At 69.9% G+C, this 25,886-nt stretch carries 25 protein-coding genes; 9 read left to right on the top strand and 16 right to left on the bottom strand.

The window, feature by feature from the left end; genetic code table 11:
- Positions 1–15: 15 nt before the first annotated feature.
- The 5 genes from AC1DWR_RS10875 to AC1DWR_RS10895 form a co-directional block, all read right to left on the bottom strand.
- On the bottom strand, positions 16–1,260 hold the full coding sequence (locus AC1DWR_RS10875) for a glycoside hydrolase family 1 protein (protein WP_477615230.1): 1,245 nt from the start codon (positions 1,258–1,260) through the stop codon (positions 16–18).
- Positions 1,175–1,756, bottom strand: coding sequence for a VOC family protein (locus tag AC1DWR_RS10880; protein WP_477615231.1), 582 nt, complete (start codon positions 1,754–1,756; stop codon positions 1,175–1,177). Before AC1DWR_RS10880 ends, AC1DWR_RS10875 begins: the two co-directional genes overlap by 86 nt.
- Positions 1,757–1,762: 6 nt before the next feature.
- Entirely contained in the window at positions 1,763–3,160 is a 1,398-nt protein-coding gene (locus AC1DWR_RS10885; RefSeq protein ID WP_477615232.1) for an FAD-binding oxidoreductase, read from the bottom strand.
- Position 3,161: 1 nt separating this feature from the next.
- Positions 3,162–3,929, bottom strand: a complete 768-nt coding sequence (locus AC1DWR_RS10890; RefSeq protein WP_477615233.1) for an SDR family NAD(P)-dependent oxidoreductase — start codon at positions 3,927–3,929, stop codon at positions 3,162–3,164.
- A gap of 80 nt (positions 3,930–4,009) precedes the next feature.
- Positions 4,010–4,918, bottom strand: a complete 909-nt coding sequence (locus AC1DWR_RS10895; RefSeq protein WP_477615234.1) for a flavodoxin family protein — start codon at positions 4,916–4,918, stop codon at positions 4,010–4,012.
- A gap of 129 nt (positions 4,919–5,047) precedes the next feature.
- Between AC1DWR_RS10895 and AC1DWR_RS10900 the strand changes: the two genes are divergently transcribed.
- On the top strand, positions 5,048–5,674 hold the full coding sequence (locus AC1DWR_RS10900) for an MBL fold metallo-hydrolase (RefSeq protein ID WP_477615235.1): 627 nt from the start codon (positions 5,048–5,050) through the stop codon (positions 5,672–5,674).
- 42 nt (positions 5,675–5,716) lie between these two features.
- Here the strand turns inward: AC1DWR_RS10900 and AC1DWR_RS10905 are convergent, their stop codons facing one another.
- From AC1DWR_RS10905 to AC1DWR_RS10940, 8 genes are all read right to left on the bottom strand, one after another.
- On the bottom strand, positions 5,717–8,335 hold the full coding sequence (locus AC1DWR_RS10905; RefSeq protein ID WP_477615236.1) for a family 78 glycoside hydrolase catalytic domain: 2,619 nt from the start codon (positions 8,333–8,335) through the stop codon (positions 5,717–5,719).
- 9 nt (positions 8,336–8,344) lie between these two features.
- Positions 8,345–9,124: an ATP-binding cassette domain-containing protein gene (locus AC1DWR_RS10910; protein WP_477615237.1), complete on the bottom strand. Its 780-nt coding sequence runs from the start codon at positions 9,122–9,124 to the stop codon at positions 8,345–8,347.
- Positions 9,125–9,129: 5 nt separating this feature from the next.
- Positions 9,130–10,218, bottom strand: coding sequence for an ABC transporter permease (locus AC1DWR_RS10915; protein WP_477615238.1), 1,089 nt, complete (start codon positions 10,216–10,218; stop codon positions 9,130–9,132).
- Between the two features lie 11 nt (positions 10,219–10,229).
- A complete protein-coding gene (locus AC1DWR_RS10920; RefSeq protein ID WP_477615239.1) occupies positions 10,230–11,252 on the bottom strand; it encodes a sugar ABC transporter substrate-binding protein in 1,023 nt (340 codons plus the stop codon).
- Positions 11,253–11,375: 123 nt separating this feature from the next.
- Complete coding sequence (locus AC1DWR_RS10925) at positions 11,376–12,299, bottom strand: ketopantoate reductase family protein (protein WP_477615240.1); 924 nt, start codon at positions 12,297–12,299, stop codon at positions 11,376–11,378.
- Positions 12,296–13,270 carry a GlcG/HbpS family heme-binding protein gene (locus AC1DWR_RS10930; protein WP_477615241.1) on the bottom strand — a complete coding sequence of 325 codons (975 nt, stop codon included), beginning with the start codon at positions 13,268–13,270 and terminating at the stop codon, positions 12,296–12,298. Before AC1DWR_RS10930 ends, AC1DWR_RS10925 begins: the two co-directional genes overlap by 4 nt.
- 50 nt (positions 13,271–13,320) lie before the next feature.
- Complete coding sequence (locus AC1DWR_RS10935; RefSeq protein WP_477615242.1) at positions 13,321–14,115, bottom strand: SDR family NAD(P)-dependent oxidoreductase; 795 nt, start codon at positions 14,113–14,115, stop codon at positions 13,321–13,323.
- Positions 14,116–14,159: 44 nt separating this feature from the next.
- Positions 14,160–14,918 carry an SDR family NAD(P)-dependent oxidoreductase gene (locus AC1DWR_RS10940; RefSeq protein ID WP_477615243.1) on the bottom strand — a complete coding sequence of 253 codons (759 nt, stop codon included), beginning with the start codon at positions 14,916–14,918 and terminating at the stop codon, positions 14,160–14,162.
- Positions 14,919–15,068: 150 nt separating this feature from the next.
- Between AC1DWR_RS10940 and AC1DWR_RS10945 the strand changes: the two genes are divergently transcribed.
- From AC1DWR_RS10945 to AC1DWR_RS10980, 8 genes are all read left to right on the top strand, one after another.
- Entirely contained in the window at positions 15,069–15,887 is an 819-nt protein-coding gene (locus tag AC1DWR_RS10945) for an IclR family transcriptional regulator (RefSeq protein ID WP_477615244.1), read from the top strand.
- Positions 15,884–16,453: a carboxymuconolactone decarboxylase family protein gene (locus AC1DWR_RS10950; RefSeq protein WP_477615245.1), complete on the top strand. Its 570-nt coding sequence runs from the start codon at positions 15,884–15,886 to the stop codon at positions 16,451–16,453. The genes AC1DWR_RS10945 and AC1DWR_RS10950 overlap by 4 nt, the downstream gene beginning before the upstream one ends.
- Positions 16,454–16,573: 120 nt before the next feature.
- Positions 16,574–17,458 carry a fumarylacetoacetate hydrolase family protein gene (locus AC1DWR_RS10955; protein WP_477624392.1) on the top strand — a complete coding sequence of 295 codons (885 nt, stop codon included), beginning with the start codon at positions 16,574–16,576 and terminating at the stop codon, positions 17,456–17,458.
- A 2-nt stretch (positions 17,459–17,460) separates the two neighbouring features.
- Positions 17,461–18,306, top strand: a complete 846-nt coding sequence (locus AC1DWR_RS10960; protein ID WP_477615247.1) for a fumarylacetoacetate hydrolase family protein — start codon at positions 17,461–17,463, stop codon at positions 18,304–18,306.
- Positions 18,307–18,424: 118 nt separating this feature from the next.
- Entirely contained in the window at positions 18,425–19,702 is a 1,278-nt protein-coding gene (locus tag AC1DWR_RS10965) for an amidohydrolase family protein (protein ID WP_477615248.1), read from the top strand.
- Positions 19,699–20,511, top strand: coding sequence for an alpha/beta hydrolase fold domain-containing protein (locus AC1DWR_RS10970; protein WP_477624393.1), 813 nt, complete (start codon positions 19,699–19,701; stop codon positions 20,509–20,511). Before AC1DWR_RS10965 ends, AC1DWR_RS10970 begins: the two co-directional genes overlap by 4 nt.
- Before the next feature lie 14 nt (positions 20,512–20,525).
- A complete protein-coding gene (locus AC1DWR_RS10975) occupies positions 20,526–21,527 on the top strand; it encodes an alpha/beta hydrolase (protein ID WP_477615250.1) in 1,002 nt (333 codons plus the stop codon).
- A gap of 102 nt (positions 21,528–21,629) precedes the next feature.
- On the top strand, positions 21,630–22,601 hold the full coding sequence (locus AC1DWR_RS10980; RefSeq protein ID WP_477615251.1) for an aldo/keto reductase: 972 nt from the start codon (positions 21,630–21,632) through the stop codon (positions 22,599–22,601).
- A 37-nt stretch (positions 22,602–22,638) separates the two neighbouring features.
- Here AC1DWR_RS10980 and AC1DWR_RS10985 read toward each other — a convergent pair whose 3' ends face one another.
- From AC1DWR_RS10985 to AC1DWR_RS10995, 3 genes are read right to left on the bottom strand one after another with little or no spacing between them, the layout of a single operon-like run.
- Positions 22,639–23,592: a Gfo/Idh/MocA family oxidoreductase gene (locus AC1DWR_RS10985; RefSeq protein ID WP_477615252.1), complete on the bottom strand. Its 954-nt coding sequence runs from the start codon at positions 23,590–23,592 to the stop codon at positions 22,639–22,641.
- A 1-nt stretch (position 23,593) separates the two neighbouring features.
- Positions 23,594–24,955 carry a protocatechuate 4,5-dioxygenase subunit alpha gene (ligA, locus tag AC1DWR_RS10990; RefSeq protein ID WP_477615253.1) on the bottom strand — a complete coding sequence of 454 codons (1,362 nt, stop codon included), beginning with the start codon at positions 24,953–24,955 and terminating at the stop codon, positions 23,594–23,596.
- Positions 24,952–25,881 carry an amidohydrolase family protein gene (locus AC1DWR_RS10995; RefSeq protein ID WP_477624394.1) on the bottom strand — a complete coding sequence of 310 codons (930 nt, stop codon included), beginning with the start codon at positions 25,879–25,881 and terminating at the stop codon, positions 24,952–24,954. Before AC1DWR_RS10995 ends, ligA begins: the two co-directional genes overlap by 4 nt.
- Positions 25,882–25,886: the final 5 nt, after the last annotated feature.

A 25,886-nucleotide genomic window follows, 5' to 3' on the forward strand; every position in this document is an offset into this window, starting at 1 on the left:
CGGGGGGAAAGGAGGTCACTCTGCGCTCGAGTGTCGCCGCACCAGGGCCGCGTATGCCGCCGCGCTGGGTTTGGGCGTCCGGGCGAAGGTCTCGCGATCGACCTCGTGGAGCCCGAGTGCCGACTCGTAGCCGAAGACCCACTCGAAGTTGTCGAGCAGGGTCCAGTGGAGGTAACCCAGCACCGGTACCCCGTCCGCCATGGCGGCGAGGAGCCCGTCGAGGGCCGGTGCCAGGAACGCGGCTCGCTGGCGGTCGTCGGCGGTCGCCATGCCGTGCTCGGTGACCAGGATCGGCACACCCGTCTCCTCGAAGGTGTACCGGACCGCGCCCCCGAGGGAGGCCGGCTCGATCGCTGAGCCCATCTGGTTTCGCTCGGCGTCGGCGGGCGGAGGGACCTCGCCCGTGCCGTCGTAGGCCATCCGTTCGTAGTTCTGGACGCCGACGAAGTCGTCGTCCCTGGCCAGCTCGAACCACCGGCCATAGACCTCGGCGCGCTTCCGGTCGCGGACGGAGGCGTCGTCACCGGCCACCACGTCGTCGACGACGGCGATCGAGAAGCCGACTGGCAGGTCGGGGCGGCGTTCCTTGATGGCGGCCTTCGCGGCCCGGTGGCCGGCAGTGAGCCCGTCGCCGATCGCGTCGAACTCCTCCGGCACTACGACGTTGGACGCGCGGTACCGCTCGACGCCTGCTGAGACCCCGGCCGCCTCCAGGTTCGCCCGCTCCAGGTCGTGGACGAACTGGGGGATGTGCAGCCACGAGAGGAGCCGGGGCAGGTTCGGCTCGTTGAGCGTCACCGCATGGGAGATGCGGTCGCCGAACCGGTCCATCACGGCTCCGCAGTAGCGGGCAAAGAGCTCAGGGGCGTCCGCGGCCAGCCAGCCGCCCTTGGCGGCGAACCAGTGCGGCGCGGTGAAGTGGTTGAAGGTGATGACCGGCGCCAGCCCCACCGCGATGCAGCCGTCGACCATGGCCTCGTAGTGGTCGAGAGCTTCGGGGGAGAAGGTGCCCTCGTCGGGTTCGACCCGAGCCCACTCGACGGAGAAGCGATAGGCATTCAGCCCCATGTCCTTCACCAGGTCGATGTCCTCCTGCCACCGGACCCAGTTGTTCGTCGCCTTGCCGGAGGGCTCGCGGAAGGGAGTGGGGTCGGTGTGCTCGAGGAACCACGTGTCACTGTTGGTGTTGTCGCCTTCGTTCTGGTGGCCGGCGGTCGAGACCCCCCAGAGGAAGCCCTTGGGCATCGCGATGTCGGTCATGGTGTTCTCCTTGATGGGTGTGGTCGGTGAGTCGGTCCGGCGGGTGGCTGCTCGGGGTGGGCGTGACGAGGTTCGTCCGGTCGAGCAGCTCGACGAGGTTGCCCTCGGGATCCGCCACGTAGGCCATCCGCACGCCGGGCTCTGGCGACGGCCGCGGCGACATGACCGGCCGCGCCCCGAGCGCGATGACGTGCTCGTAGGCCGCGTCGAGCCCATCCACGTCGAAGGCGACGTGGCTGAACGTCTCGGACAGGGCCGCTTCGCCCGGGTCCTGCGCCCGCAGCCCTGGGGCGCTTCCGGGACGGTGCAGGAGCTCGAGCCGGTCCCCGTGCTGTGGATGCCTGAGCATGACGATGTCGAGGTCGAGGGCGTCGACCCGCAGGGTGAGCTCGCGCTCGTAACCCAACGCCGCGGCATACCAGTCCGCTGCTCTGCCGAGGTCGGCAACGCCGAGGCCGACGTGGTCGAGTCGGGGTTGGATCCCGTTGTCAGCCATGGACGTTCAGTCCGTCCGGGTCGCCGTCAAGTAGGTCTCGAACCGGCCCTGCGGATCGCGCGCAGCCCTGATCTGCTCCAGCCGGTCGTAGTGCTCGTCCGACAGGAAGCGGTCATTGCGCCGGCCGAAGTCCGTGTCGCCGAGGTAGACACCGACGCCGCCCTGTGCCGCGACCGAAGCCGTCCGGTCGTGCACCCAGGTCCGGTAGTGCTCATCGTCGGCAGGGTCGGTGTAGATCGCGTAGGTGGCGACGTAGACGTTGCCCTCGACGGAGAACGCCATGTCGGGCAGCTCGCGGGTGGGCGCCCAGCCGTACCAGATCGAGAAGGAGTGCTCCGTGTCCAGCTCGCTCCACAGCCGGGTCAGTGGCGGGGCGAGGTCGGCTGCGCCGGCGTCGGTCCAGGTGCAGTCGACGGCGTACCGGTGGCTCTCCGGGTTCTGCTCGGCCTGCACCACGTTCTCGTCCAGGATCGTCGTCCGTCCCTGGACGTGGCCGAGCTCGCGTCCCGTCAGCGGTCCGTCTGCGAAGGGGCGCAGGAGCTCGGCGCACTCGTCGTCGGTGTCGGCCATGACCGTCGTGTGGATGAGCAGGGTGGTGCCGCCGGGGTGCTCCACGCCTTGGTGCAGTGGGACGTTCGGCAGCCTCGTCGCAGCGATCACCGGTTCCACTCGCCGATCCAGGGAGGGCAGGAGATCGTGCATCCAGTGCAGCAACGCCTCCCCCTCGGCGAGGGGAAAGGTCCAGGTGTCGTGCCACATGACCCGGGGGGCGGCATAGGTCTGCAGGTGGAAGGCGACGACGACGCCCGGGAAGCCGGGACCGGACCCTCGAGCCGCCCAGTAGAGATCGGCGTTCTGGTCGGCGCTGGCGTGGACCAGAACGCCGTCGGCCGTCACCACCTCGACGCCGACGACGCTCTCGCAGGCCCAGCCCCGGGATCGGCTGTTCCACCCCTGGCCGCCCTGGAGCAGGAAGCCGCCGATGCCGACCGATGGGCAGTGTCCGCCGGGGAAGGCTCGTCCACGCTCTGCGAGGAACGGCGCCAGCTCCAGTCCTCCCCTCGTTGCCGGCCCTGCTACGACGATGCCAGTCGCGTCGTCGTACTCGATCGAGCGGAGAGCGGCCAGGTCGATCAGCAAGGCGTCCTGCCGCAGGCTCCAGGCTGCCCACGAGTGACCACCCGAGCGGACCGAGACGCGCCAACCTCGTTGTCGTGCAAGCCGGATGCCTGCGACGATATCGTCGATCGACGCCGCCTCGAGCACGGCCGCGGGATAGCGGTCCTCGCGCCGCTCGTTGAAGATCCGTCCCACCCGCGCCTGGTCGTATGCCGTGTCGCCCCGCTCGACGTACCTCCCGGAGAATGCCGGGTTGCCGACGGCCACCTGGTCTTCCTGGTTCATCTCAGCCCACCGCCGCCGTTCCGCCGTCGACGGGCAGGTTGACCCCCGTGATGTGGCCGGCCTCGTCGCTGGCGAGGAACAGGATCGCGTTGGCGATGTCCTCGGGCTGGCCCAACTTGCGCAACGGGATCCGGGCGACGATGTCGGCGGCTGGACCGTGGGGGTCCCGCAACATCGGTGCGGTGTGGGGAGTCTCGGTCATCGCCGGGCTGACGGCATTCACCCGGATGCCCAGCGGCCCGCCTTCGACGGCGAGCTGGCAGGTCAACGCCAGGACCCCTCCCTTGGCGGCGCCGTGGGCGTTCTGCGGCATGAAGAAGGCTCCGCGCGACCCCGAGATGGAGCCGAGGTTGACGATCGACCCGCCACGCTCCTTGAGGTGGGGCCAGGCCGCGCGGATGGCGTAGTAGACGATGTCGAGCTCGTTGCGGATCGTAAAAGCCCAGTCGTCCACCGACAGCTCGTCGATGGCCCCGAAGCGGATGGCCGAGGCATTGTTGACGAGGATGTCGACCGCCCCCGCGAGCCGTACTGCCTCGTCGACGTAGGCAGCAGCCCCCTCCGCGCTGGCGAGGTCGACCGGCGCGATGGCATCCATCCGGCCGCCGGTGTCGCGCACCAGCCGAACCGTTTCCGCCGACGCCTCCGGGTCGAGGTCGCAGCCGACGACGTGCGCCCCTTCGCGGGCGAGGACCTGGGCCGTCGCCCGTCCGATGCCTCCACCGGTCCCCGTGACCAGGGCGACCTTGCCCGCCAGCCGTCCGCTCATGCCGGAGCTCCCGAATCGGCACCCTGCCTGCAAGACGGCCCTCCGGGCTGACCGCCGCCGGCGATGAGGACGTGCATGGGTCAGTTCCCTTCCGGGTGGACGACAGGATCGAACGAGTCGTAGGCGGCCGCGAGGCCGTCGATCCGGGACCGCTCCGCCCCGTGCCGCTGCGCGGTCTCGATGATCTCGCGGTAGTGCTCGTGCTTCTCCGCCATGGTGATCACCGAGGTGTCCAGGGAGGTCCATTCGACGGAGCCGTCGGACTGCAGGAGCCCTTGCGCACCGCAGGTCGCGCACTCGACCTCCCGGCCGCGCAGCTCGATGACTGACAGGTGGCACAGCGGGCACACCCCGGGCTCGCCGGCATACACGGCCTCGTCGAACGGGCGGCCGAGCTGGCCGGCGACGTGCCGCCCGAGCTGGCCGGCGCGCTCGAGGGCAGCAGTGTCGAGGACCACCGACTTGGGGGTGCCGCAGCCGCTGACGACCAGCTGGTCGACCACGGCGGTCTGCATGGAGAACGTCAGGGTGTGCAGGACAGGGAGGGCGAGCGTGTGCCACCGACCGACGAGCGAGCCTCCTACGGCCATCAGTCCGGCGACGCGCGGCTTGAGCACCCGCTCGTCGAGGCGGAAGGCCATGGCCGGCTGCTCCCCGCGGGCCTGCATGTCGAGCATCGTGCGGACGATCGCCGCATCGGCGTTGGGCCCGAGGAGACGGTCGACGACGACCTTGACGACCGCCGGGACGGTCCGGCTGAAGATCGGGGCGCTGACGACGAGGCCGTCACAGTCGAGGAGACGTTCCCACAGCCACGGGACGTCGTCGTCGCCGGTCTGACCGGCCCCGGTGCCGTAGCGCAGCTCCTCGAGGCGGACCAGCTCGACGGCGACGTTGTCGGACTGCGCGGCCCGCAGGGCCTCCTTGAGCAGGATCTCGGCGCTACCTCCCGGGGCGCCAGCACCGAGGCCGAGGATACGCATGGTCATCAGAACTCCTGGGTGGCGGCGGCCATCGTGAAGCAGTCGAACAACTCTTGCTCTGCGGAAGTCTTCTTCTCACAGTGAGAGTACGCTGAACTCGTTGCGAACGGAAGCGCGGACCCCAAGGAGCTCGAAATGCGGATCACCCACCTCGGCCACGCCTGCCTGCTCGTCGACCTCGACGGCACCCGGCTGCTCATCGATCCCGGCGTGTTCTCGGACGTCTCGGGCGTGACCGACCTGACCGCGATCCTCGTCACCCACCAGCACGGTGACCACCTCGATCCGGCGGGGGTCCGCGAGCTGGTGACGGCGAACCCGTCAGCCGCGTTGGTGATCGACCCCGACACGGCCGAGGCAGTCGTCGGGTTGCCCGAGGCTCGGGTCGTGCGTCCGGGAGAACGACTCCGGCTGGGCGGCGTCGTCGTCGACGTGCTCGGCGGAATCCACGCCCCGGTCTGGGGGCCGGTGCCCGGCTGCACCAACAACGCCTACCTGGTCGGCGACGGCGCGCTGCTGCATCCCGGGGACTCGTTCGTGGTGCCCCACCGCGACATCGACGTCCTGGCCGTCCCGATCGACGCACCGTGGCTGAAGCTGTCCGAGGCCGTTGACTACGTCGCCGAGGTCGCGCCACGCCTCGCCATCCCGATCCACGAGGGCGAGACCACGGACCCGGTGAAGTATGCCGGGATGCTCGCTGCCTTCAGCGCCGACGACGTGGTCCGCCGGCTCGCCCGCGGAGAGGCGACCGAGGTCTGAGCCGGGTCGACGAGTAGTCAGGTCGACGAAGGGTGGGGAAGGTCAGGTCGTCGAGGTCCAGGTGTGCGTGCCGGGGGAGGCCTGGTGTCTGGCCCCGTCGGGCAGCACGACGATCGCCTTTGTGCCCGGCGGGACCCTGACGTCCAACCGCAGGATCCCGTCGGTGATCTGCCAGGCGCTGCTGATCGGGCCGAACGGGCTGTCGAGGTCGGCACGGGCCGAGGTCAGCCCTCCGCCGGGCCGTGGCTCGACCCGGAACGTCCGGTATCCCGGGGAGGTGGGCACCAGTCCCGCGACGTACCGGTGGAGGAAGGAGATCACGGCGCCCTTGCTGTAGTGGTTGAGCGACTCGTGGGCCTCTCCGTCGGCGTCCACTCCCTCCCAGCGCTCCCACACGGTGGTCGCGCCGCGCTCGCGCATCACGAGCCAGGACGGCTGGGTGTCCTGCAGGAGCACGTCGTAGGCCGTGTCGAGGTGGCCGTGGTCGGCCAGGGTCGGCAGCAGCATGGCAGTGGAGAGGAATCCTGTGGCGAGGTGGTCGCCGGCCTCCCGGATCAGCTCGACCAGCCGGTCCGCCACGGCGGCACGGTGCTGCTCGGGAACCAGGCCGAAGGACAGGGCCCGGACGTGGGCTGCCTGCGTCTGCACCGACAGCCGACCCGTGTCGTCGACGAACTCGGCCCGCCAGGCCGCCAAGGTCCCAGCCGCAAGTCCGTCCAGCCACTGGGTCTCCGAAGCGGATGCGCCGACGACCTCGCCCATGCGGGCGGCTTGGACGGCTGACCGGTGGAGGTAGCCCGTGGCGACCTCTGACTTGTCGGCGCTGGCAAAGGCGAAGAAGTCGTGGAGGTCGACCCCCGGCTCGAGCCACTCACCCCAGTGGAACCCGGTGTCCCACAGGTACGCCTCGTGAGGCTGGGGGTCGGACCCGGAACGGCTCGGGTGACGCTGGCTGGCGGCCTGCCCCGCGGCATACCTCAACCACTTCATGAGGGCTGGCCAACCCTCCCGAAGGAGGTGCGCGTCGCCGTAGGCCTCGTGCAGGTCCCACGGGGCGCTGACGACGACGTCGCCCCATCCGGCGGACCCGTTCACGCGGCCGACAGGACCGTCGAAGCCCTCGATCGGGGAGGCGGGGGAGATGTTCGCGACGCACCCGTCGGCGCGCTGGTCGAGGGCCACGTCGCGCAGCCACTTGCGAGTGAAGGCGCCGACGTCGAAGAGGAAGGCCGCCGTCGGCGCGAAGATCTGCCAGTCCCCGGTCCAGCCCGAGCGTTCACGCTGGGGGCAGTCCGTGGGGATGTCGACGATGTTGTCGCGCAGCGACCAGACGGTCGCCTCGTGCAGCCAGTTGAGCCGCTCGTCACTGCACTCGAACCACCCGGTCCGCCGCAGGTCGCTGTGGATCGCCACCCCGGTGAGGTCCGTCTCGGCGAGTGAGTGGGGGAGTCCCTCCACCCGGACGTACTGGAACCCGTGCGTGGTGAACCGGGGTTCGAAGACGTCGCCCTCGACGCCGGCGGACGTGACCACGTCGACCTGCCCGACGGGCAGCTTCTCGGGGAAGATCGGCACGTCGACGTCGAGGTGCGCCGTCGTGAGGTCGCCGCCCACCAGGTGCTCACCGTGCCGCAGGGTCACTGTCGTGCCGGCCGGGCCGAGGTCCGCGAGTCGCACCCGCCCGGTGATGTTCTGGCCGAGGTCGACCAGGCTCGCTCCGTCGGGCAGCCTCGTCACCGAGGCCGGCACGAGCTCCTCGATCGGGCGCACGGGCGGCGCGATCGACCGGACGACCCGCACATCGGGGTCCCGCGCCTCGGCGGGGGCGAAGCCGGCGGGGGTGTGAGCGGGGTCGTGGACGGACGGGTCCAGACGCCGATGGTCCTCCTCCTGTCCTCCGATGAGGTCGGCGACCAGGAGGTGCGACGGCCCGCTCAGCCAACCCGGACCGCTGGTGGTGAGGGTGGCGCCGTCGCCCGACTCGAGCTGGAGCCGCACGGCAGTCTGCGTCCCGAACTGGTCCCCGGCGCGCGGCATACCCACCTGCCCGCGGAACCAGCCGTCGGCGAGCAGGACCGCCACGACGTTCTCGCCGTCGACGAGCAGGTCGTCGACCACGTGAGACTGGTACTGGACCCGGTCGCGGTACTGCGTGTAACCGGGAGTGAGCTCCGCGTCGCCCACGCGCCGGCCGTTGAGCCACACCTCGTAGAGGCCGAGGGCGGTAGCGAAAAGGGTTGCCGGAGTGCCGGATTGGGCATGGAACGTCGACCGCAGCCAGTATGCCGGTCTCCGCCCCTTGGGGGGCACCTCACCTTCGCGCGGACCGATCCAGGAGCCCTGCCAGTCCGCGTCCTCGAGCAGCCCGCTGTCGAGCTCGACGGCGCCGCTCCAGTCGCTCTCGCCGAGGTCGGTCCAGACCTTGACCCGTGCCGACGTGCGCCGCCTCGAGCGGTCGAAGACGGGGACGACGACGAAGCCCTGCTGTCGACCCTCGACCCGGCCGGTCTCGTAGCCGTCCCCGGTCCGGATCGCGTAGGCCACCTGTGCGGTGGCGCCCACGGGCAGCCACCAGCTCAGGGCGGGCTGGTCACCGCGGCCGAAGAAGTCGCCGCCGACGACGTCGACGCGCAGGTTCGTCGGCGGGAGAGGGGTGCTCACGGCAGGCGGTCAGACGAACATCGAGGCGCGCGCCCCAGTGATCCAGCCGACGAGGTGGTCGTTCTCGGTCTCGGCAGTGGGGACGTCGGCGACCAGCTTGCCGCGGTTGAGGACGGCGATCCGGTCGCAGACGGTCATGGCCAGCGGCAGGTTGTGGGTCACGAGGACGCAGGCGATGCCCTGGTCGGCCATGCGGCGGATGAGGTTCTGGACCTGGAGCGTCTGCTCGTAGCCGAGGGCGGCCGTGGGCTCGTCGAGCAGCAGGACGCCGTTCTGGTCACCGGTGACCCGGGTCGCGCTGCGGGCCAGGGCGACGACCTGTCGCTGACCGCCGGAGAGCATCTCGACCGGACGGGTCATCGCAGCGGTGCGGACGCCCAGGCGCTCGAGCTCCGCCTCGGAGCGCTTGCGCTGCGCCCGGTGGTCGACGAAACCCAGCCAGCCGAGCGGTCCCTTGCGGATGATCTCGCGACCGATGTTGAGGTTGGTGGAGATGTCGAGGGCGTCGACGAGTGCGAGGTCCTGGTAGACCATCTGGATCCCGGCCGCCGTGGCGTCGCTCGGGGCCGAGAACACCTTCTCGTGGCCGTGGACCCGGAGGGTTCCTCCGGTGGGGCGGTGGGCCCCCGACATGATCTTGAGCAGGGTCGACTTGCCGGCGCCGTTGTCGCCGAGGAGACCGACGACCTCGCCCTGGTTGACCTGGAAGTCGATCCCGTCGAGGGCGCGGACGAAGCCGTAGTGCATGTCGACGCCCTCGAGCTGCAGGGCGGGTGCGGTGTCGGTCATGCGACTCACCTCGTGCCGGTGTGGACGGAGGCCTGTGCCGTGGTCATCAGGCGGGTGGAGACCGCCGTCGAGACCCACTTCTCGAGGCCGAGAGAGGCGAGCAGCAGGACACCGGTCACGCCGGTGGCCCAGTAGGGCTGCACTCCCTTGACGGTCAGGCCGTTGGTGATCGTGGCCAGCACGAGGGCACCGACGAGGACGCGGGGCAGGCTGCCCCGCCCACCGGCGAGGGAGACGCCGGCCAGGGCGACGGCGGTGAGGGCGTCGAAGATGATGCCCGGACTGGCTGAGGGGCTCGCCTCGGTGACGACCGCCGTCGTGACCAGGCCTCCGAGGGCGGCGCACACGGAGCTGATGACGAAGCCGGCGACCTTGTAGCGGTCGCTGTGGATGCCCGAGCGTCGCACCGCCTCGGCGTTGCCGCCGACCGCCATCATCCGGATGCCGTCGCGGGTCCGGGTGAGGAAGACCGTGACGATGACGAAGAGCACGGCGACGATCCAGACCGGTGCGGGCACGCCGAGGTAGCGCTGCGTGCCCATGAAGTTCAAGTTCGTCAGGCCCGGGAAGGTGTAGCCGCCGGCGATGAGGGCCGCGGCGGCACTCGTGATCGAGAGCGTGCCGATCGTGACGATGATGGGGTTGAACCCGCGCAGTGAGATGAGGCCGTTCGCGACCCCGACGAGCGCACCCACCGCGATGCCTGCGGCGATCGAGACGATGACGAGCTGGCCGTGGGTCATGAGCCACCCCGTGGTGCAGCTGGCGACCGCCGCCACGCCGGGGATCGAGAGGTCGAGGGCCCCGCAGATGATGCCGACCGCCACTCCGGCGGCGAAGATCGCCGTGAGGGCCGCGCCGTTGGCAATGAGGATGGCGTTGTCGAACGTCCCGAAGAAGGGACTCGCCCACACCGAGAAGATCACGATGATCAGAGCCCAGAGGACGAAGATCCCGCGCTCGCGGACGAAGATCAGGGCGCGGATACCGATCGGGTCCTTGGCGGGACGCGGGGGAGCAACGGCATCCGGCGTCCCGGCCGCCCCCTCACTGGAGGGAGCGGCCGCGCGCGGGGTCGTGGGGGTGGCGTTCATGGGGAGCTCGCTCAGCCGTTCTGGGTGACGATCTTCTGCGGCACGACCAGCACCTGGCCGACCGCCTTCGGGTCTGCCTGCATCTTGACCAGCGTGTCGAAGGACTGAGCCATGTCGGCCTGGAACTGCAGAGCGACGGAGGCGAAGACTGCACCCGACTTCACGAGGGCGAGGACCTCGTCGTTGCCACCGAAGTCGACGTTGCAGCCGAGGGTCTTGCCCGCCGACTTGAACGCCGTGATGGCGGCGAGGGTGCCTTCGTCGCCGGTGGACATGACAGCCTTGACGTTCGGGTGCCCCTGAAGGACGCTTGCGATCGTCGTCACGCCCTTGGTGCGGTCGACGATGCTCTGCTCGTCGACGATCTTGGCGTTGGGAGCAGCCGCCGCCAGGGCCTTCTTCGCGGCGTCCTCCATCTCCTGCTTGCCCGCGCTACCGGCGGCCGACGTGGAGAACAGAACGTCCGCGTTGCCCCCGAGCTTGCTGGTGATGCACTTGCCGAGCTGGTCACCGAGCGCGGTGCCGGCCTGGGTGTAGTCGATGTAGTCGAACGTGATGCCGGGCTGGGGGCCCGAGAGGCCGTACTCCTCGGGCTTGCCGTTGACCAGGATCGGCACACCCTTGGCCTGGGCCTTCTTCAGCATGTCGCCGAAGCCCTTGGGCGCGACGGCGAGGACCCAGGCGGCGCCGGCTCGCCCGGAGTCGATCACGGCGCTGAGGTCCTGGGTCTGCTTGCTGGGGTTGAAGTTCGGGTCCTGGACGATGACCTGCCAGCCCTTCGACCCGCCGTATCCCTGGACGCCCTTCGACAGTCCCTGAAGGGCCGGCGGGGCGAGCGAGATCGGCGAGAAGACCAGGGTCTTGGGGAGGGTCGAGGCGGCCCCGCTGGACGAGCTCGAGGAGCTCGAGGTCGACGAGGACGAGGTGTCCGACCCCGACCCCGTCCCCGAGGCGCAGGCGGACAGGGCGGTGACGGTCAGGCCGACCGTGACGACGGACAGGGTGCGGGCGTGACGCCGACGGGGGGTGCTCACGGTCGGTCTCCTCTTTGAGTGCGTGGCTGTGGATGTTCGGTTCGACTCTCGCATTGTGAAAGTCGATTTCGGTTATGGTAACTGTAGGCGGTCGCGCGGCGCTTGTAAACGCCTTCCGCGAAATCAGGATCGGGAGGCTTCGAGGCCGTGCAGCAGCGCGCACATGAGGTCGTGTCGCGGGGTCGCGATCCCGCGCCGCCTGCCCTCGGCGGCGATGCCGCCGTTGAGCACGTCGACCTCGGTCGCACGGCCGGCGAGGACGTCCTGGAGCATCGACGGCTTGTGGTGGAAGGCCACCTCGATCGCCTCCGCCATGGCTTCGTCGGGCGACTTCGTCAGGACGATTCCCGCGGCGTCGCAGACTGAAAGAGCCTCTGCCACAAGGAGATCCACTTCACGACGGATAGCAGGGTCGCTGCACACCTGACCGATGGTGAGACGGGTCAAGGCGGCGATCGGGCTCGTCGCGGCGTTGAAGACCACCTTGGTCCACTGCGGCCCCCGGGCGTCCGCGAGGGCATGCGTCGCGAGGCCACCCTCGGTGAGAAGGAGGGCGAGGCGCCGGATGGACTCCATCGGTGCGGGGCTCGGCTCGAAAGGCCCGATCCAGGTGTCGCCCTGGGCGTCGAAGCGGACGATGCCAGGTGCGGTGACCGCGCCGGCCGGGACGATGCTTCCCCGGGCCACGAGCGGCACCACCTCCGCGATGACCTCTTCGTTCCCCAGGCCGTTCTGCACGCTGACGACGGTGGCGTCCTGAAGCGCGGTGTGCGCGCCTCCGACCGCCTCCCGGGTGTGTTGGGCCTTCGTCGCGACGATCCCGAAGTCGCAGCGTGGGAGCTGTGACCCCTCGGTCACGGCGCGCACGGGTGCGACGAACTCGGCGCGGCCGATGACCCGGAGTCCATGTGCGGCAATGGTTTCAGTGTGCTCGCGCCACGGGTCGACGGCCCACACCTCGACGTCGGGCACCCGGGCGAGGTGCGCTGCATACAGGCTGCCGATCGCGCCGGTGCCGATCACGGCGACCCTGGTCGGCTCGGTCATGACGCGTATGCCGCGCGAGCCAGCTCGGCGCACAGGTCCGGGTGCACTCCGCCCACGCCGAGGCCCGCGACGATGCGGCCCTCCACCAGGACGGGGATGCCTCCCGGAGACGTGAGGAGGGGAGACGGAGCGAGTCGTCCGAGCTGCGCGACGGCGGAGCCGAACTGCTGCGCCACGTCCTCGCTCGCCGCTCCGTACCGCGCCGCAGTCGTCGCCGTCGCGAGGGCCACCTCGACGCCGGCCCCGGGCGTGTCGTCCATCCGGTCCTGCTGGATCGGGTCGCCCCCCGCGTCCACGACCGCGACCGCGACGCGCAGCCCGCGCTCGGCGGCAGCTGCGATGGCACGGTCCACCAGGGCGATGGCCCAGTCCAGCTGCACCTGCCGTGTGGCCCCGGGGGCGGGCGCAGTGCCGAGGCTGTCCTCGGGGGCGATGGTCAGGTCACCGAAGCGAGCAGTCCACCGAGCGGCGTCGTCACCGTGCTGACCGACGTAGGGGACGCCCAGGGCGTAGGCGATGAGCAGGTCCTCGGGGTTGGCCGGGGCGCCGTCGGCGCTGACCACCTCGGGGGCGACGTCGGCGGGGAGGAACGGGCTCACCGTCGCCCCTGAGGCCGCGATGCCGCCGACCACCTGACCGTCCTCGTTGCGCAAGGGCATCCCGCCGGCGCCGGGAAACATCGCCTGCGGCGATATGCCGACGAAGCCACTCGAGATCGGGGCCGGCAGGGTCGTCATCCGGTGCAGGTGCTCGGTGCTCGGGATCTGCTGGGTGGCGGAGATCCAGGCCTTCGAGGTGGCGCGCGCCATGCCGCCGAGGCCGCCGTGGTCGAGTCTCGACGCGGTCACCAGGGCACCACTGGCCCCGACGACGGCGACGCCGCCGCGCAGCCCGAGCTGTTCGGCCTTGTCCACGGCGCGTCGCACGATCGACCGCGCCTCGGCCAGCGGGACGTCGTGGGGATGGGTCATGTCAGCTCCTGGCCGAGGGTGACGGCAGATCGTGGGGAAGGTCGAAGCCCTCAGGCGCCAACCATGTTGTAGCCGCCGTCCGCGACGAGGTAGCCACCCGTGATGTGGTCCGCGTCGTCGGTGGCGAGGAAGAGGGCGGCGCCGGCGTAGTCGGCCGGACCGGGGATGCGACCCATCGGCGTCAGCTTGCGCAGCTGCTCACCGCGCCCGGACTTCCAGTCCTCGCGGCCGAGGGTGGCCTCGGTCTCGATGAATCCGGGAGCGAAGATGTTGACACGCACGGTCGGGGCGAAGGCGTGGGCGTAGGACTTGGTCGCGCCGAGGAGGCCGTACTTGGCCGCGGCGTACTGCGGCGCGCGGGCGCTGCCGCGGACGATGACCGTCGAGCCGATGTTGACGATGCTGCCGTGACCCTGGTCGAGCATCCTGCTGCCGAACTCGTGGATGCAGGCCATCGTGCCCTTGATGTCGACGGCGAGGACGTGGTCGATCGACTCCTCGGTGATGTCCCGCCAGGACATCTGCTCGCGCGCCACGTCGCCGACGTTGTTGACCAGCACGTCCACGCCACCGAGCTGCTCGAAGGCCGCGTCCGCCATTGCCGCCACCTGGTCCCAGTGCACGATGTCGGCCTGCAGCAGCACCGTCTCCGCGCCCTCGGCGCGCACGCGCTCGGCGGTCTTCTCGGCCCCGGCCCTGGAGCTGCGGTAGTGGATGCCGACGACCCGCGCACCCTCCTGCGCGGCGCGCACCGCGATCTCGGCTCCGAAGCCGGTGCCGGCCCCGGTGACGACGACTGAGCGACCCTCGAAGCGGCGGGGGATCGGGACGGGGTTGAGCGGCATACGGAGGGCCTTTCGCGGTAGGAGGGTTCGGTGGCGGGAGAGCCTCAGACGAGGACCCGGCCACCATCGATGTAGAGGACCTGTCCCGTGACGAACCTGGCACGGTCGGAGGCGAGGAAGGTCACCGCGTCGGCAACCTCCTCGGGTCGGCCCAGCCGACCGGCGGGCACGAGCGACTCGAGCTCCTCGCGGTGGCCGTCGGTGTCGAGGTAGGCGCGGGTCAGCTCGGTCTCGATGTAGCCCGGCGCGACGGCGTTGACCGTCACGTTGTGGGTGGCCCACTCACGAGCCATCACCCGCATCATCTGGTTGATGCCACCCTTGCTCGCGGCGTAGGGCGCGTGGTTCGGGTGGGCGAGCAGGCCGGAGACCGAGGAGACGAACACCATGCGACCGTATGCCGCGGACACCATCCGGCGCCCGACTTCCTGGCCGAGCCACCACGCCGTGGACAGGTTGAGGGTGACCATCTGCTGCCAGTCCTCGTCGGAGAGCTCGAGCACCGGCCGGCGGGTGTTGCGGCCCACGGCGTGGAGGAACACCTGGGGGGTGCCGACCATTCGCACGGCCTGTTCGACGGCGGCCCGGCTGGAGTCGGCCGTGCCCACGTCGGCCTCGAGAGTCGCCAGCTCACAGCCGGACTCCTTGGCCTGACGGGCCACGGCGTCGAGGGCCTCGCCGTCGCGGTCGACGACCACCACGTGCGCGCCCTGCGTGGCGAGGCCGAGCGCGCTCGCTCCTCCGAGCCCACCCGCTCCGACGACGAGGGCGGGTCGATCCTGCAGGGACAGCCAGCTGCTCACCTTGCCTGCCTCTCGCAGTTCTCGTATGATGAAAGTCGCTTTCTCCAAAAGTAACCCACCGGTGGCGATGTGTCCAGCGTGGGTCCGGGGGAGGCGGCTCTAGGCTGGCTCACAGGGAACGCTCAGCGCAGTTGGGACAGGAAGGTTCGCATGACACCGAGGACGACCGCGGCGGACAAGGGCGACGCCGCCGACAAGCCCGAGTACCGCGTCGAGGCGCTCGCCAAGGGCCTGCGCCTGCTGAGCCTCTTCGACGAGCAGCGGCCCACCTGGCGAGTGACCGACCTCGCCGCCGAGGCGGGTCTGCCCATGCCGACCGTGTACCGCGTCGTGATGACCCTGGTCTCCGAGGGTTACCTCGACCACCTTCCCGGAGGCGACTACCGGCCCGGGGTGAAGGCCTTGACGCTGGGGACCGCAGCGCTGCGCAGCTTCGACCTCGTCGGGCTCGCGACGCCCAAGCTCCAGCAGCTCGCGGAGCTGACGGGTGAGACCGTCAACCTCGCGGTCCTCACGGGCGACCAGGTGCTCTACCTGATCCGCCTGCGCAACCGTGACCTCGTGACGGCCAACATCCAGGTGGGTTCCACACTGCCCGCGGTCACGACATCGATCGGCAAGCTGCTGCTGGCCAACCTCGACCCCAAGGACCTCAAGTCGAGGATCACGGCCGCGTCCTTCGACACCCAGCACGGTCCCAACGCCAAGCTCTCCCTGGCGGCCCTCAAGGACGAGCTCGCGGCCATCCGCAGCCAGGGGTGGGCCACCCAGAACGAGGAGCTGGCGTACGGGCTCCGCTCGGTCGCTGCACCGATCGTCGGGCCCGGAGGGGCGGTCGTGGCGGGGGTGAATGTCGCTGTGCAGGCTCGGGACTGGTCCAGCGAACGACTGCTCGAGGAGCTCAAGCCGGCGCTGCTCGCCACGTGTGCCGACATCTCCACGCTGGCCTCGTCCGGCATCGTCGCGTGACGCGCCGGGTCGCCAAGCTGTCCCCGTCCGACCTCGACGACGACCAGCGGGTCGTCTACGACGCGATCGCTGGTGGCAAGCGCGCTCAAGGACCGCAGCTGTTCCGCCTGCGTGACGAGGACGGTGGCCTCGAAGGGCCGTTCAACGCCTTCCTCCTCCAGCCCCGGGTGGGCGGCACGCTCCAGGCGGTGGGGTCGGCCATCCGGTACGAGACCGCCTTGTCGGACCGCGCCCGCGAGGTCGCGATCCTCGTCGTCGGAGTCCACTGGCGCTCCGAGTACGAGTGGTACGCCCACGAGGCGGTCGGCCGGCACGTCGGGCTCACGGACGACGAGCTCAGCGGGATACAGGACGGCTCGTACGCCGTGCTTCCCGAGGATGAGCGCACGGTCGCCGAGCTCACCCTCGCGCTGGTGACCGACGGCGACCTGGCCGACGCGGCATACGCGAAGGCCGTTGCCCTGCTGGGGGAGTCCGGAGTCTTCGAGCTCACGACCCTCGTCGGCTACTACGCGACGCTCGCCCTGCAGCTGAGGGTCTTTCGCGTCGGGGTGCCGTCGCCCTGACCGCCGACTGAACGTCCACCTCGCCTCGACCGCCTTGACACGCGCCGGAACCTGAGTGACCATTTATGAAAATGACTTTCGCGATGTGAGAGTCTTCGTATCTCGATGAGGAGTGCCCCCATGAAGCTCGTGACGTTCGATGACGGTAAGGTCGGCAGGCTCGAAGGGGACACCGTCGTCGAGCTCGACGTCCCCTCGACGCGAGAGTTCTTCGAGCGCGGGGGCCAGGTCGGCGAGACGGGCGCCACGCATGCCCTTGCCGACGTCACGTTGCGCGCGCCGATCGTGCCGAAGAAGTTCTTCCACACTGCCGGCAACTTCTCCGACCACCACGAGGAGCTCCAGGCCGTCGACTGGAGCCACCCGGTCCACAAGGGCATCGTCTTCTTCCAGAACGTGGACGCGATCATCGGCCCGGACGAGGCGATCGTGTACCCCGAGGGTCTGACCAAGGAACTCGACTACGAGCTCGAGCTCGGCATCGTCATCGGCAAGAGCGGCAAGTTCTTCGGGCCCGAGGAGGCAGAGGACTACATCGCCGGCTACCTCGTCTTCAACGACATCACCGCCCGCGACATCCAGCGTCGCGAGATGCAGTCGGGTGTGTTCTCGTTCTCCAAGGCGATCGACACGTTCTGCCCGATCGGGCCGTGGATCGTGACGAAGGACGAGCTGCCCGACCCGCAGAACCTCGCCATGGAGCTGCGCGTCAACGGGGAGGTCCGCCAGGCCGGCAACACGTCCAAGATGCTCATCGACATCCCGCACCTCGTCGCCCAACACTCGGCCCAGGGTTACAGCGCGGGCGACATCATCACGACCGGCACCATCTCCGGCGTCGCGGCGATCCAGCCCAACCCGTTCGACTYCTACCTCCAGGTCGGCGACAAGGTCGAGGCCGAGATCGAGGGCGTCGGCGTCCTGCGCAACCACGTGATCGCGTGGCGGGACCGCCACGACACCGAGCCCTACACGACCGACCTCTACGCCGACCACGAGGACTGAGCGTGCGGTTCGGGACACTCGACGGGCGCTTCGTCCTCGTCCGCGGCGACGACCCGCAGGTCGAGGTCCTCGACGTGGCCACCGCCTCCGGCGGGGACCTGCCTGCCGACGCGGTCGGCGCCCTCGCCCAGTGGGATGACGTATGCCGGTGGGCCGCCACCGCGGACTGGTCCGGTGCCGCTCCGGTGGCAGTGGGTCGGCTGGGGGCGCCCGTCCCGATGCCTCGTCAGGTCTTCGCGGTGGCATTGAACTACCGGCCGCATGCGGCCGAGGCCGGCTACCAGCCGCCTGAGGAGCCGTTGCTGTTCACGAAGTTCCCGACCTGCATCACGGGGTCCGACGTCGAGGTGGCGCTGCCGCCCGGCAACGTCGACTGGGAGATCGAGGTCGTGGTCGTCATCGGGTCGGGCGGGTACCGGATTCCCCGCGCGCAGGGCTGGGCCGCCGTCGCCGGGGTGACCGTGGGACAGGACCTGTCGGAGCGCCTCCAGCAGCTCCGTGGGACGCCTCCGCAGTTCTCGCTCGCCAAGTCCCACCCGGGGTTCGGTCCCACCGGCCCATGGGCCGTGACCCCCGATGCGCTGCCCGACCGGGACGACCTCGGCTTCGAGTCGCGCCTGGGCGACGAGGTCCTCCAGAGCGGTCGGACGAGTGAGCTCATCTTCCCCGTCGACGACCTCGTGGCCCGGATCTCCTCGGTGTGCCCGTTGCTGCCGGGGGACCTCATCTTCACTGGCACCCCTGCCGGGGTCGGGAACCGCAGGACCCCGCCTCGCTTCCTGCAGGCCGGCGAGGAGCTGGTGAGCTCGGTCGAGGGCATCGGCCAGATCCGGCAGCGTTTCGTCTGAGTCTGTTGGACAGCACCGATGCTCGGGCGGTGGCTGGCCAGTCTTGACATGCTGGACGGACCTGAGCACACTTTGGTAGGAATGAAATCAACTTTCACGATGTGATAATGGAGTCACCATGAGTCGGACGATCTTCACCGGCGGGCAGGTCTTCGACGGGACCGGGGTGCCGGCCTTCCCCGGGGAGGTCGTCGTCGAGGGCGACCGGATCGTCGATGTCCGACAGGGCCACCACCCGGATCACCACGACGGCGCCGAGGTCGTGGACGTGGCGGGCCGGACGGTCATGCCCGGCATGATCGAGAGCCACGCCCACCTCACCTTCCCCTCCGCGGTCGGGCACATCGACCCGTCGTTCAACCCGCCGCTCGACGTGTCGTTCTTCCACCACATCGAGGGCTTCGAGTCCGAGCTGGCCCGCACCGAGCGCAACGCGAAGATCGTGCTCGACGCGGGCTTCACCTCTGCATACTCCGCCGGGTCGCTCCTCCCGATGCCGGTCGAGCCGGTCGTCCGCGACAAGATCCGCGGCGGGGTGATCCCGGGGCCGCGGATGCTGGCGGCGGCAGCGGAGCGCGACAACCACCCGCAACGCCCCGACGGCCACGTCGAGCCCGACTGGACCGGTCCCGACGCCTGCGCGCGGTGGGTGCGCGAGCAGGCGGCGATGGGCTTCGACAGCGTGAAGTTCCTCGTGAGCAACGACGACGTCTTCGTCCCCGGCGGCAGCCACATGACGCAGTACGACGCCGACGAGCTCAACGCCGCCGGCGAAGCCGCCCGTGAGGTCGGCGTGTGGCTCAACGGCCACTGCCAGTCACCCGAGTCGGTCAAGCTCGCTGTCCGCGCAGGCTTCCGCTCGATCTACCACTGCACGTACGCCGATGAGGAGGGCCTGGACCTGCTCGAGGCCAACAAGGACTTCCTGTTCGTCAGCCCTGCGCCCGGCATCATCTACGCCAACGTCCACGAGGGGGCCGAGTTCGGGATCACCACCGAGGTTGCCCAGCAGATGGGCTCCGTCGACGCGCTCGCGGGGATGCAGGCGATCTACCCCGCGATCCGCAAGCGCGGCATCCGGGCCCTCATCGGTGGCGACTACGGCTTCCCCAACAACCCGATCGGGCGCAACGCCCGCGACCTCGGGCTGTTCGTCACCGAGCTGGGCTACTCACCCGCCGAGGCCCTCGTCGCGGCCACCCAGTACGGCGGTCAGCTGATGGGCATGGGTGACGAGCTCGGGCTGCTCAAGCAGGGCTACCTCGCCGACCTGCTCGTCGTGAACGGCGACCCGACCGTCGACGTGACGATCCTCGAGGACGCCGACAACCTCGTGTGCATCGTGCAGGGCGGACGGTTCCACAAGCGCTCGCCGGAGGTGGCGGCCGTCTCGTGACCGAGGTCCAGATCCGCCGGGACGTCGTGTATGCCGGCCTGCCCGGCTTCCGACCGCTGGCGCTCGACGTCTACGCGCCGCGGTCGCCGCGGCTGATCTGTCTCTACCTGCACGGAGGCGGCTGGCGGGTGGGATCGCGACGGGCCGGCCCCGGGCCACTGTCGCCCACGTCGGGCCGGCTCTTCGAGCGCATGGCCGGCAGCGGCGTCGCGATCGTCAGTGCCGACTACCGGCTCAGCGGCGAGGCGCAGTTCCCGGCCCAGCCCACGGACGTCGCGGCAGCCTGGGACTACGTCGTCGCCAACCGGGACGGGCTCGGCCTCGGTGACCTGCCCATGGCGGCGTTCGGGGTCAGCGCCGGCGGTCACCTGGCCGCCTTGCACGCTCTGCGTGGGCAGGCTGCACCGCCCGTCAGCTCCGTCGCGCTCTGGTACCCGGTCACCGACCTGCTGGCGATGCCCGACGACCAGGCGGAGGTGGGGGGCGACGCCGACCGCGGCCCGGGCTCGCGTGAGGCGATGCTCCTCGGCGGACCGCCGGCCGACGTCCCCGAGCTGGCTCGGGAGGCGAGCCCCGTCAGTCACGTCCGCCCTGGCGCACCGCCCTTCCTCCTGGTCCACGGTGACGCGGATCTGGCTGTGCCACCACGGCAGAGCGCCCGGCTGGCCGAGGCGCTCCTGGCCGCTGGCGGGACCGCCGACCTCGTCACCGTGCCCGGGCAGGGGCACATGTTCCCGACCCTCCGGGCCCACGAGGTCGAGGCGCTGGTCGACCGGACGACTGACTTCCTGCTGTCCCACGCCGGCTGACCCTGAGGACTCTCATGCCGATCGACCCCCACTACACCCGCAGGTTCCACCTCATCGACGGCATCGCTTCCTGGCCTGAGGCCTTCGGTGATCCCGCGTCGAGGGGGCGCTTCGAGCAGTTCATGGCGCAGGGCCGGACCGACTACGTCCCACCGGCGGTGGAATCTGAGGCGGTCGAGGCGCCTGGACCGCATGGTCCGGTTCCGATGCGCGTGTACTCATCCGGTGGTGTCGCGCCCGGAACGCCTCGTGCCGGCCTGGTGTGGCTGCACGGTGGCGGCTTCGTCGCCGGAGACCTCGAGATGCCCGAGGCCGATGCCGTGGCCCGTGAGCTGGTCGTCCGGGCCGGTGCAGTGGTGGTCAGCGTCGACTACCGGCTGGTCGACCCGGCCACTGGCGCCAACGCCTTCCCGGTGCCGCTCGACGACGTCCTGGCTGCCTGGCGCTGGGTCGTGGTGCACGCCGACGCCCTCGGTCTCGACGCGCGGCGGGTGGCGATCGGGGGTGCCAGTGCCGGCGCGAACCTGGCCACGGGTGCAGCCATGAGGCTCCGTGACGACGGTGACGAGGTGCGACCGTGCCGACTCCTGCTCGCCTACCCCTGTCTGCACGCCGTTCTCCCGCCGCAGCCCGTCGCCCACGAAGGTGCCATGTCCGACGTGCCGGAACTGTTGCGCTTCCGTCCGGCAGACGTCGAGCGGATCACCCGGGACTACGCCGGCGGTGACATCGCGTCCGTGAGCCCGTACGCCATGCCAGCGGCAGGCGACCCCGCCGGGTTGCCGCCGGTGACCATGGTGAACTCGGAGTACGACGATCTACGCGTGTCGGGTGAGGACTTCGCGCGAATGCTCGCCGAGGCCGGTGTGCAGTGCGATGTCTCCACGGAGCCGGGCGTCCTGCACGGTCACCTCAACGAGTCGCCGCGCGTTGCCGGGACGGAGCGCACGCTCGCCCGGTTCGCCGCGGCGCTGTCGTCCCAGCTGGACCCTGGGTCAGCGGGGCGCCACGTCTGACCAGGCCGAGGTACGACCTGCGGAGGAGGATCGATCAGGACCCGCCGGCCGACCGTCGCATCGCCTGCTCTCGTCGACCTGCCACGCACGAAGGAGACGACCATGGAGTACACCCGTCTTGGCAGCACAGGGCTGCGCATCAGCCGGCTCGCGCTCGGTTGCATGAGCTACGGCGACCCCACGGCCGAAGCAGCGCACCGTTGGGCACTGGACGACGATGCTGCACAACCATTCTTCCGGCAGGCCGTCGAGCTGGGCATCACGTTCTGGGACACCGCGAACGTCTACCAGCACGGCACCTCCGAGGAGGTGGTCGGCAGAGCCATCGGTCGCTACTCCCGACGCGAAGACATCGTCCTCGCGACAAAGGTCTACGGAAAGATGCACGATGGGCCTGGTGGTCGAGGTCTGTCACGCAAGGCCATCCTCGAGCAGCTCGACGCGTCGCTGGGCCGTCTTGGCACCGACTACGTAGATCTGTACCAGATCCACCGCTACGACCCCGACACGCCGGTCGAGGAGACGATGGAGGCCCTGCACGACGTCGTCAAGGCGGGCAAGGTCCGCTACGTCGGCGCCTCGTCCATGTTCGCCTGGCAGTTCGCCAAGCTGCAGCACGCCGCAGACCTGGGGGAATGGACCCGATTCGTGTCCATGCAGAACCAGTACAACCTGCTTCGCCGCCAGGACGAATCAGAGCTGATGGCCATGTGCGCCGACATGGGTGTGGGCTGCGTGCCCTATTCGCCACAAGGCAAGGGGCGGCTTGCCCGCCCGTGGGGACAGCAGTCGCACCGATCCGATGTCGATCACCTCGTCCAGGCCTTCGACTCTCCCTTCGACGAACCGGTCGTCACCGCGGTCGAGGCGGTCGCGAACGCGCGTGGTTTGACGATGGCGCAGGTGGCCTTGGCGTGGGTGTTGCGCAACCCGCTGGTGTCTGCCCCGATCGTCGGTGCCACGAAGGATCACCATCTGCCGGAGGCGGTTGCCGCTTTGGATGTCGAGTTGACCGATGAAGAGGCTCAAACCATGGAGAAGGAGTACACGCCCCAGGGTCCCTCTTGGTACTGACCCCTCGCACCCCCGTCGTCGCCACCTGCGGGTGGAGTTACAGCTGCCGCTCCAAGGCGTCGAGGGTTCGGTAGCAGTCGAGGACGTCGGCGATGGAGGAGTTGGGTTGCCTTCCTTCGCGGATGGCTGACACGAACTCGCGGTCCTGCAGCTCGATGCCGTCCATGGACACGGCCACCTTGCTCACGTCGATCGGCTCGTCCTTGCCCGTGCTGAGGTCGTCGTACCTCGCCAGGTAGGTGCCGGTGTCGCCGATGTAGCGGAAGAAGGTGCCGAACGGGCCGTCGTTGTTGAACGACAAGGACAGGGTGCAGATCGCGCCGCTCTCGGCGCGCAGCTGGATGGACAGGTCCATCGCGATGCCGAGCTCGGGGTGGATCGGGCCCTGGATCGCGTTGGCCTGCACGATGGGCGAGCCGGTCTGGTAGGCGAAGAGGTCCACGGTGTGGGCGGCGTGGTGCCACAGGAGGTGGTCGGTCCACGACCGCGGCTGACCCAGCGCGTTGAGGTTCCGGCGGCGCAGGAAATAGGTCTGCACGTCCATCTGCTGCACGTGGAAGCTGCCGTCCACGACCCGCTGGTGCACCCACTGGTGACTGGGGTTGAACCGGCGGGTGTGGCCCACCATCGCGACCACCCCGGTCTTCTCCTGGAGGTCGGCACACGCTTCCGCCCCAGCCAGCGAGTCGGCGAGCGGGATCTCGACCTGGACGTGCTTGCCGGCCCGCAGGACGGCCTGGGTCTGGTCGGCGTGCATCGGGGTCGGGGTGGCGAGGATGACGGCGTCGACGTCGTCCATCGCGAGGATGTCGTCGAGCGTGGCCACCGCGCGTCCGATGCCGTGCTCGGCCGCGAACGCCTCTCCCGACTCCAGGGAGCTGCTGACGACGGCCGCCACGTCCACGTCGGGGATGCGCTTGAGTCCGTTGACGTGCTTGGCGCCGAAGGCGCCGCCTCCGGCGAGGGCCACTCGGATCGGCTGGTTGGTCATGTCACTCCTGGGTCGGGGTGGCCGGGTCGCTGGCCGGGTCGCTGGCCGGGTGGTTTGCGAGGACCAGGTGGCCGACCGCGGTGTTGGAGGCCGGCACATGGTAGAAGCGGTGGAGGACCTCGGTGCTCCCGGCGCCGGGACCACCGTCATCGGCGACGTCGGCCATCGCGCCGCGGGCGATCAGCCACATGACGAGCTCGATGCCCTCGGACCCGGCCTCCTCGACGTAGTTGAGGTGGCCCACCTCCGACTGCCCCGCCGGGTCCGAGATGAGCCGGTCGAGGAACGCGTTGTCCCACTCCCGGTTGATCAGTCCGGCTCGCGGTCCCTGCAGCTGGTGGCTCATCCCCCCAGTGCCCCAGACCTGGACGCGCAGCGGCCGGTCGTAGGACTCGACGGCACGGCGCAGGGCGCGACCCAGGGCGTAGCACCGGGCGCCGTGCGGGACGGGGTACTGCACGACGTTCACGGCCAGGGGGATCACCTTGCACGGCCACGGCTCATCCGGCGCGCGCTCTCCGAACATGAGCGACAGCGGCACGGTCAGGCCGTGGTCCACTGCCATCTCGTTGACGAGGGTCAGGTCGAAGTCGTCGAGGATGAGCGACTGGGCGAGGTGCGCCGCGAAGTCGGGGTCGCCCTCCACCGGCGGGACCGGTCGCGGCCCGTACCCCTCGTCGGCGACCGGGAAGTGCGGACCGGTCCCGATGACGAAGGTCGGGATGAGGTGCAGGTCGAAGGCCGTCGCGTGGTCGTTGTAGACGAGGATCACGACGTCGGGGGTGTTGTCGGCCATCCACTGACGGGACCACTCGTAACCGTCGAAAACCGCCTTCCAGTAAGGCTCCTCGGTCTTCCCGAGGTCCATCGCCGCACCGATCGCCGGTACGTGCGAGGTGTAGACGCTGGCCGTGATGGTGGGGTGGCCGTCGGCGGCGGTGGACGGCGCGGCATACCCCTCCTCGACGATCCGCGCGGCAAGCGCGTCGCGGATCCGGTTGCCCTCGATCGAACGACCACCGGCGAGCATCATGTCGCGGTACTCGGCCTCGGTCATGCCCGTCATGGACCCGGCCATCTGCTGGAAGGACAGGCCGAACGTCGCGCCGATCTTGGACAGGAAGTAGATGTTGCCGCCGAGCCGGATGCACTCGTTGAGGTCGAGGTCGAGCACCGCCTGCTTCTGCTCGGGCGACAGCTCCCACTCGTCGAGGTAGGCGCCCTGGTCGGCGATGAAGCGGCTGCGGTTCTCCGGCGACATGAGGGACATGCAGAACTGGTTCAGGTGGTAGCCCTTGGCCGACTGGTCGGCGTCGAAGATCGTCGTGCCGGGCACGTCGAGATATGGCTTGTCCATGGTCATGGGGTTGATCCTTCCTCGGGCCAGTAGAGGCGCATCGGGTTGTCGACGAGCAGCGCCCGCTGGAGTTCGGGAGTCGGTGCGATGTGGGGGATGCCGTCGACGAGCAGGCCGTCGTCGGGCATGTGGTCGGTGAGGTTCGGGTGCGGCCAGTCGGTGCCCCACAGCACCCGGTCGGGAAACTCCTCGACGACGCGGCGAGCAAACGGCACGACGTCCCGGTATGCCGCGTGCTCGCCATCGAGGGCGGGTGGCCCGGTCCGCGACAGGCGTTCGGGGCAGGTCACCTTGCACCACACGTCGGGCTTGTCCCGCATGAACTCCAGGAAACCGGTGAAGCCCGGTCCGTCCGGCGACGCCGCCACGTCGGGCCGGCCCATGTGGTCGACGACGAGGGGCAGGGGGATCGAGGTGAAGAAGTCGCGCAGCTCGGGCAGGTCGGGTGCCTCGAAGTAGATGACGACGTGCCAGCCAAAGGGCGTGATCCGGGAGACGACGTCACGCAGGTCCTCGGGGGAGGGGGTGTCGACCAGCCGCTTGACGTAGTTGAACCGCACGCCGCGCACGCCCGCCTGGTGCAGGTCGGCGAGCTCGGTCTCGGAGATGCCGGGCCGGACCGTGGCCACCCCGCGCGCCCGACCGTCGGCCGCCCGGAGGGCGTCGACCATGGCCCGGTTGTCGGCACCGTGGCAGGTCGCCTGGACGATGACGTTGCGGCTGAAGCCGAGGTGGTCGCGCAGGGCGAAGAGCTGGTCCTTGGAGGCGTCGCAGGGCGTGTACTTGCGTTCGGGCGCAAAGGGAAACTCCGCGCCGGGACCGAACACATGGCAGTGTGCGTCGACCGCGCCGGGGGGCACGACGAAATGGGGCTTCGTCGGCTCGGCGTACCAGTCGAGCCAGCCGGGCGTCTTCGTCGTCGTCTCGCTCATCGGGG

This window comes from Pedococcus sp. P2_E2, assembly GCF_056403955.1.

What these genes read in the sequence shown, in the direction of transcription:
- AC1DWR_RS10980 (WP_477615251.1), top strand. Translation starts at nt 21,630, where the DNA reads ATGGAGTACACCCGTCTTGGCAGCACAGGGCTGCGCATCAGCCGGCTC.
- AC1DWR_RS10890 (WP_477615233.1), bottom strand. Translation starts at nt 3,929, where the DNA reads ATGAGCGGACGGCTGGCGGGCAAGGTCGCCCTGGTCACGGGGACCGGT.
- AC1DWR_RS10945 (WP_477615244.1), top strand. Translation starts at nt 15,069, where the DNA reads ATGACACCGAGGACGACCGCGGCGGACAAGGGCGACGCCGCCGACAAG.
- AC1DWR_RS10900 (WP_477615235.1), top strand. Translation starts at nt 5,048, where the DNA reads ATGCGGATCACCCACCTCGGCCACGCCTGCCTGCTCGTCGACCTCGAC.
- AC1DWR_RS10930 (WP_477615241.1), bottom strand. Translation starts at nt 13,270, where the DNA reads ATGACCCATCCCCACGACGTCCCGCTGGCCGAGGCGCGGTCGATCGTG.
- AC1DWR_RS10875 (WP_477615230.1), bottom strand. Translation starts at nt 1,260, where the DNA reads ATGACCGACATCGCGATGCCCAAGGGCTTCCTCTGGGGGGTCTCGACC.
- AC1DWR_RS10885 (WP_477615232.1), bottom strand. Translation starts at nt 3,160, where the DNA reads ATGAACCAGGAAGACCAGGTGGCCGTCGGCAACCCGGCATTCTCCGGG.
- AC1DWR_RS10965 (WP_477615248.1), top strand. Translation starts at nt 18,425, where the DNA reads ATGAGTCGGACGATCTTCACCGGCGGGCAGGTCTTCGACGGGACCGGG.
- AC1DWR_RS10995 (WP_477624394.1), bottom strand. Translation starts at nt 25,881, where the DNA reads ATGAGCGAGACGACGACGAAGACGCCCGGCTGGCTCGACTGGTACGCC.
- AC1DWR_RS10895 (WP_477615234.1), bottom strand. Translation starts at nt 4,918, where the DNA reads ATGACCATGCGTATCCTCGGCCTCGGTGCTGGCGCCCCGGGAGGTAGC.
- AC1DWR_RS10925 (WP_477615240.1), bottom strand. Translation starts at nt 12,299, where the DNA reads ATGACCGAGCCGACCAGGGTCGCCGTGATCGGCACCGGCGCGATCGGC.
- AC1DWR_RS10910 (WP_477615237.1), bottom strand. Translation starts at nt 9,124, where the DNA reads ATGACCGACACCGCACCCGCCCTGCAGCTCGAGGGCGTCGACATGCAC.
- AC1DWR_RS10935 (WP_477615242.1), bottom strand. Translation starts at nt 14,115, where the DNA reads ATGCCGCTCAACCCCGTCCCGATCCCCCGCCGCTTCGAGGGTCGCTCA.
- AC1DWR_RS10985 (WP_477615252.1), bottom strand. Translation starts at nt 23,592, where the DNA reads ATGACCAACCAGCCGATCCGAGTGGCCCTCGCCGGAGGCGGCGCCTTC.
- ligA (WP_477615253.1), bottom strand. Translation starts at nt 24,955, where the DNA reads ATGACCATGGACAAGCCATATCTCGACGTGCCCGGCACGACGATCTTC.
- AC1DWR_RS10880 (WP_477615231.1), bottom strand. Translation starts at nt 1,756, where the DNA reads ATGGCTGACAACGGGATCCAACCCCGACTCGACCACGTCGGCCTCGGC.
- AC1DWR_RS10975 (WP_477615250.1), top strand. Translation starts at nt 20,526, where the DNA reads ATGCCGATCGACCCCCACTACACCCGCAGGTTCCACCTCATCGACGGC.
- AC1DWR_RS10915 (WP_477615238.1), bottom strand. Translation starts at nt 10,218, where the DNA reads ATGAACGCCACCCCCACGACCCCGCGCGCGGCCGCTCCCTCCAGTGAG.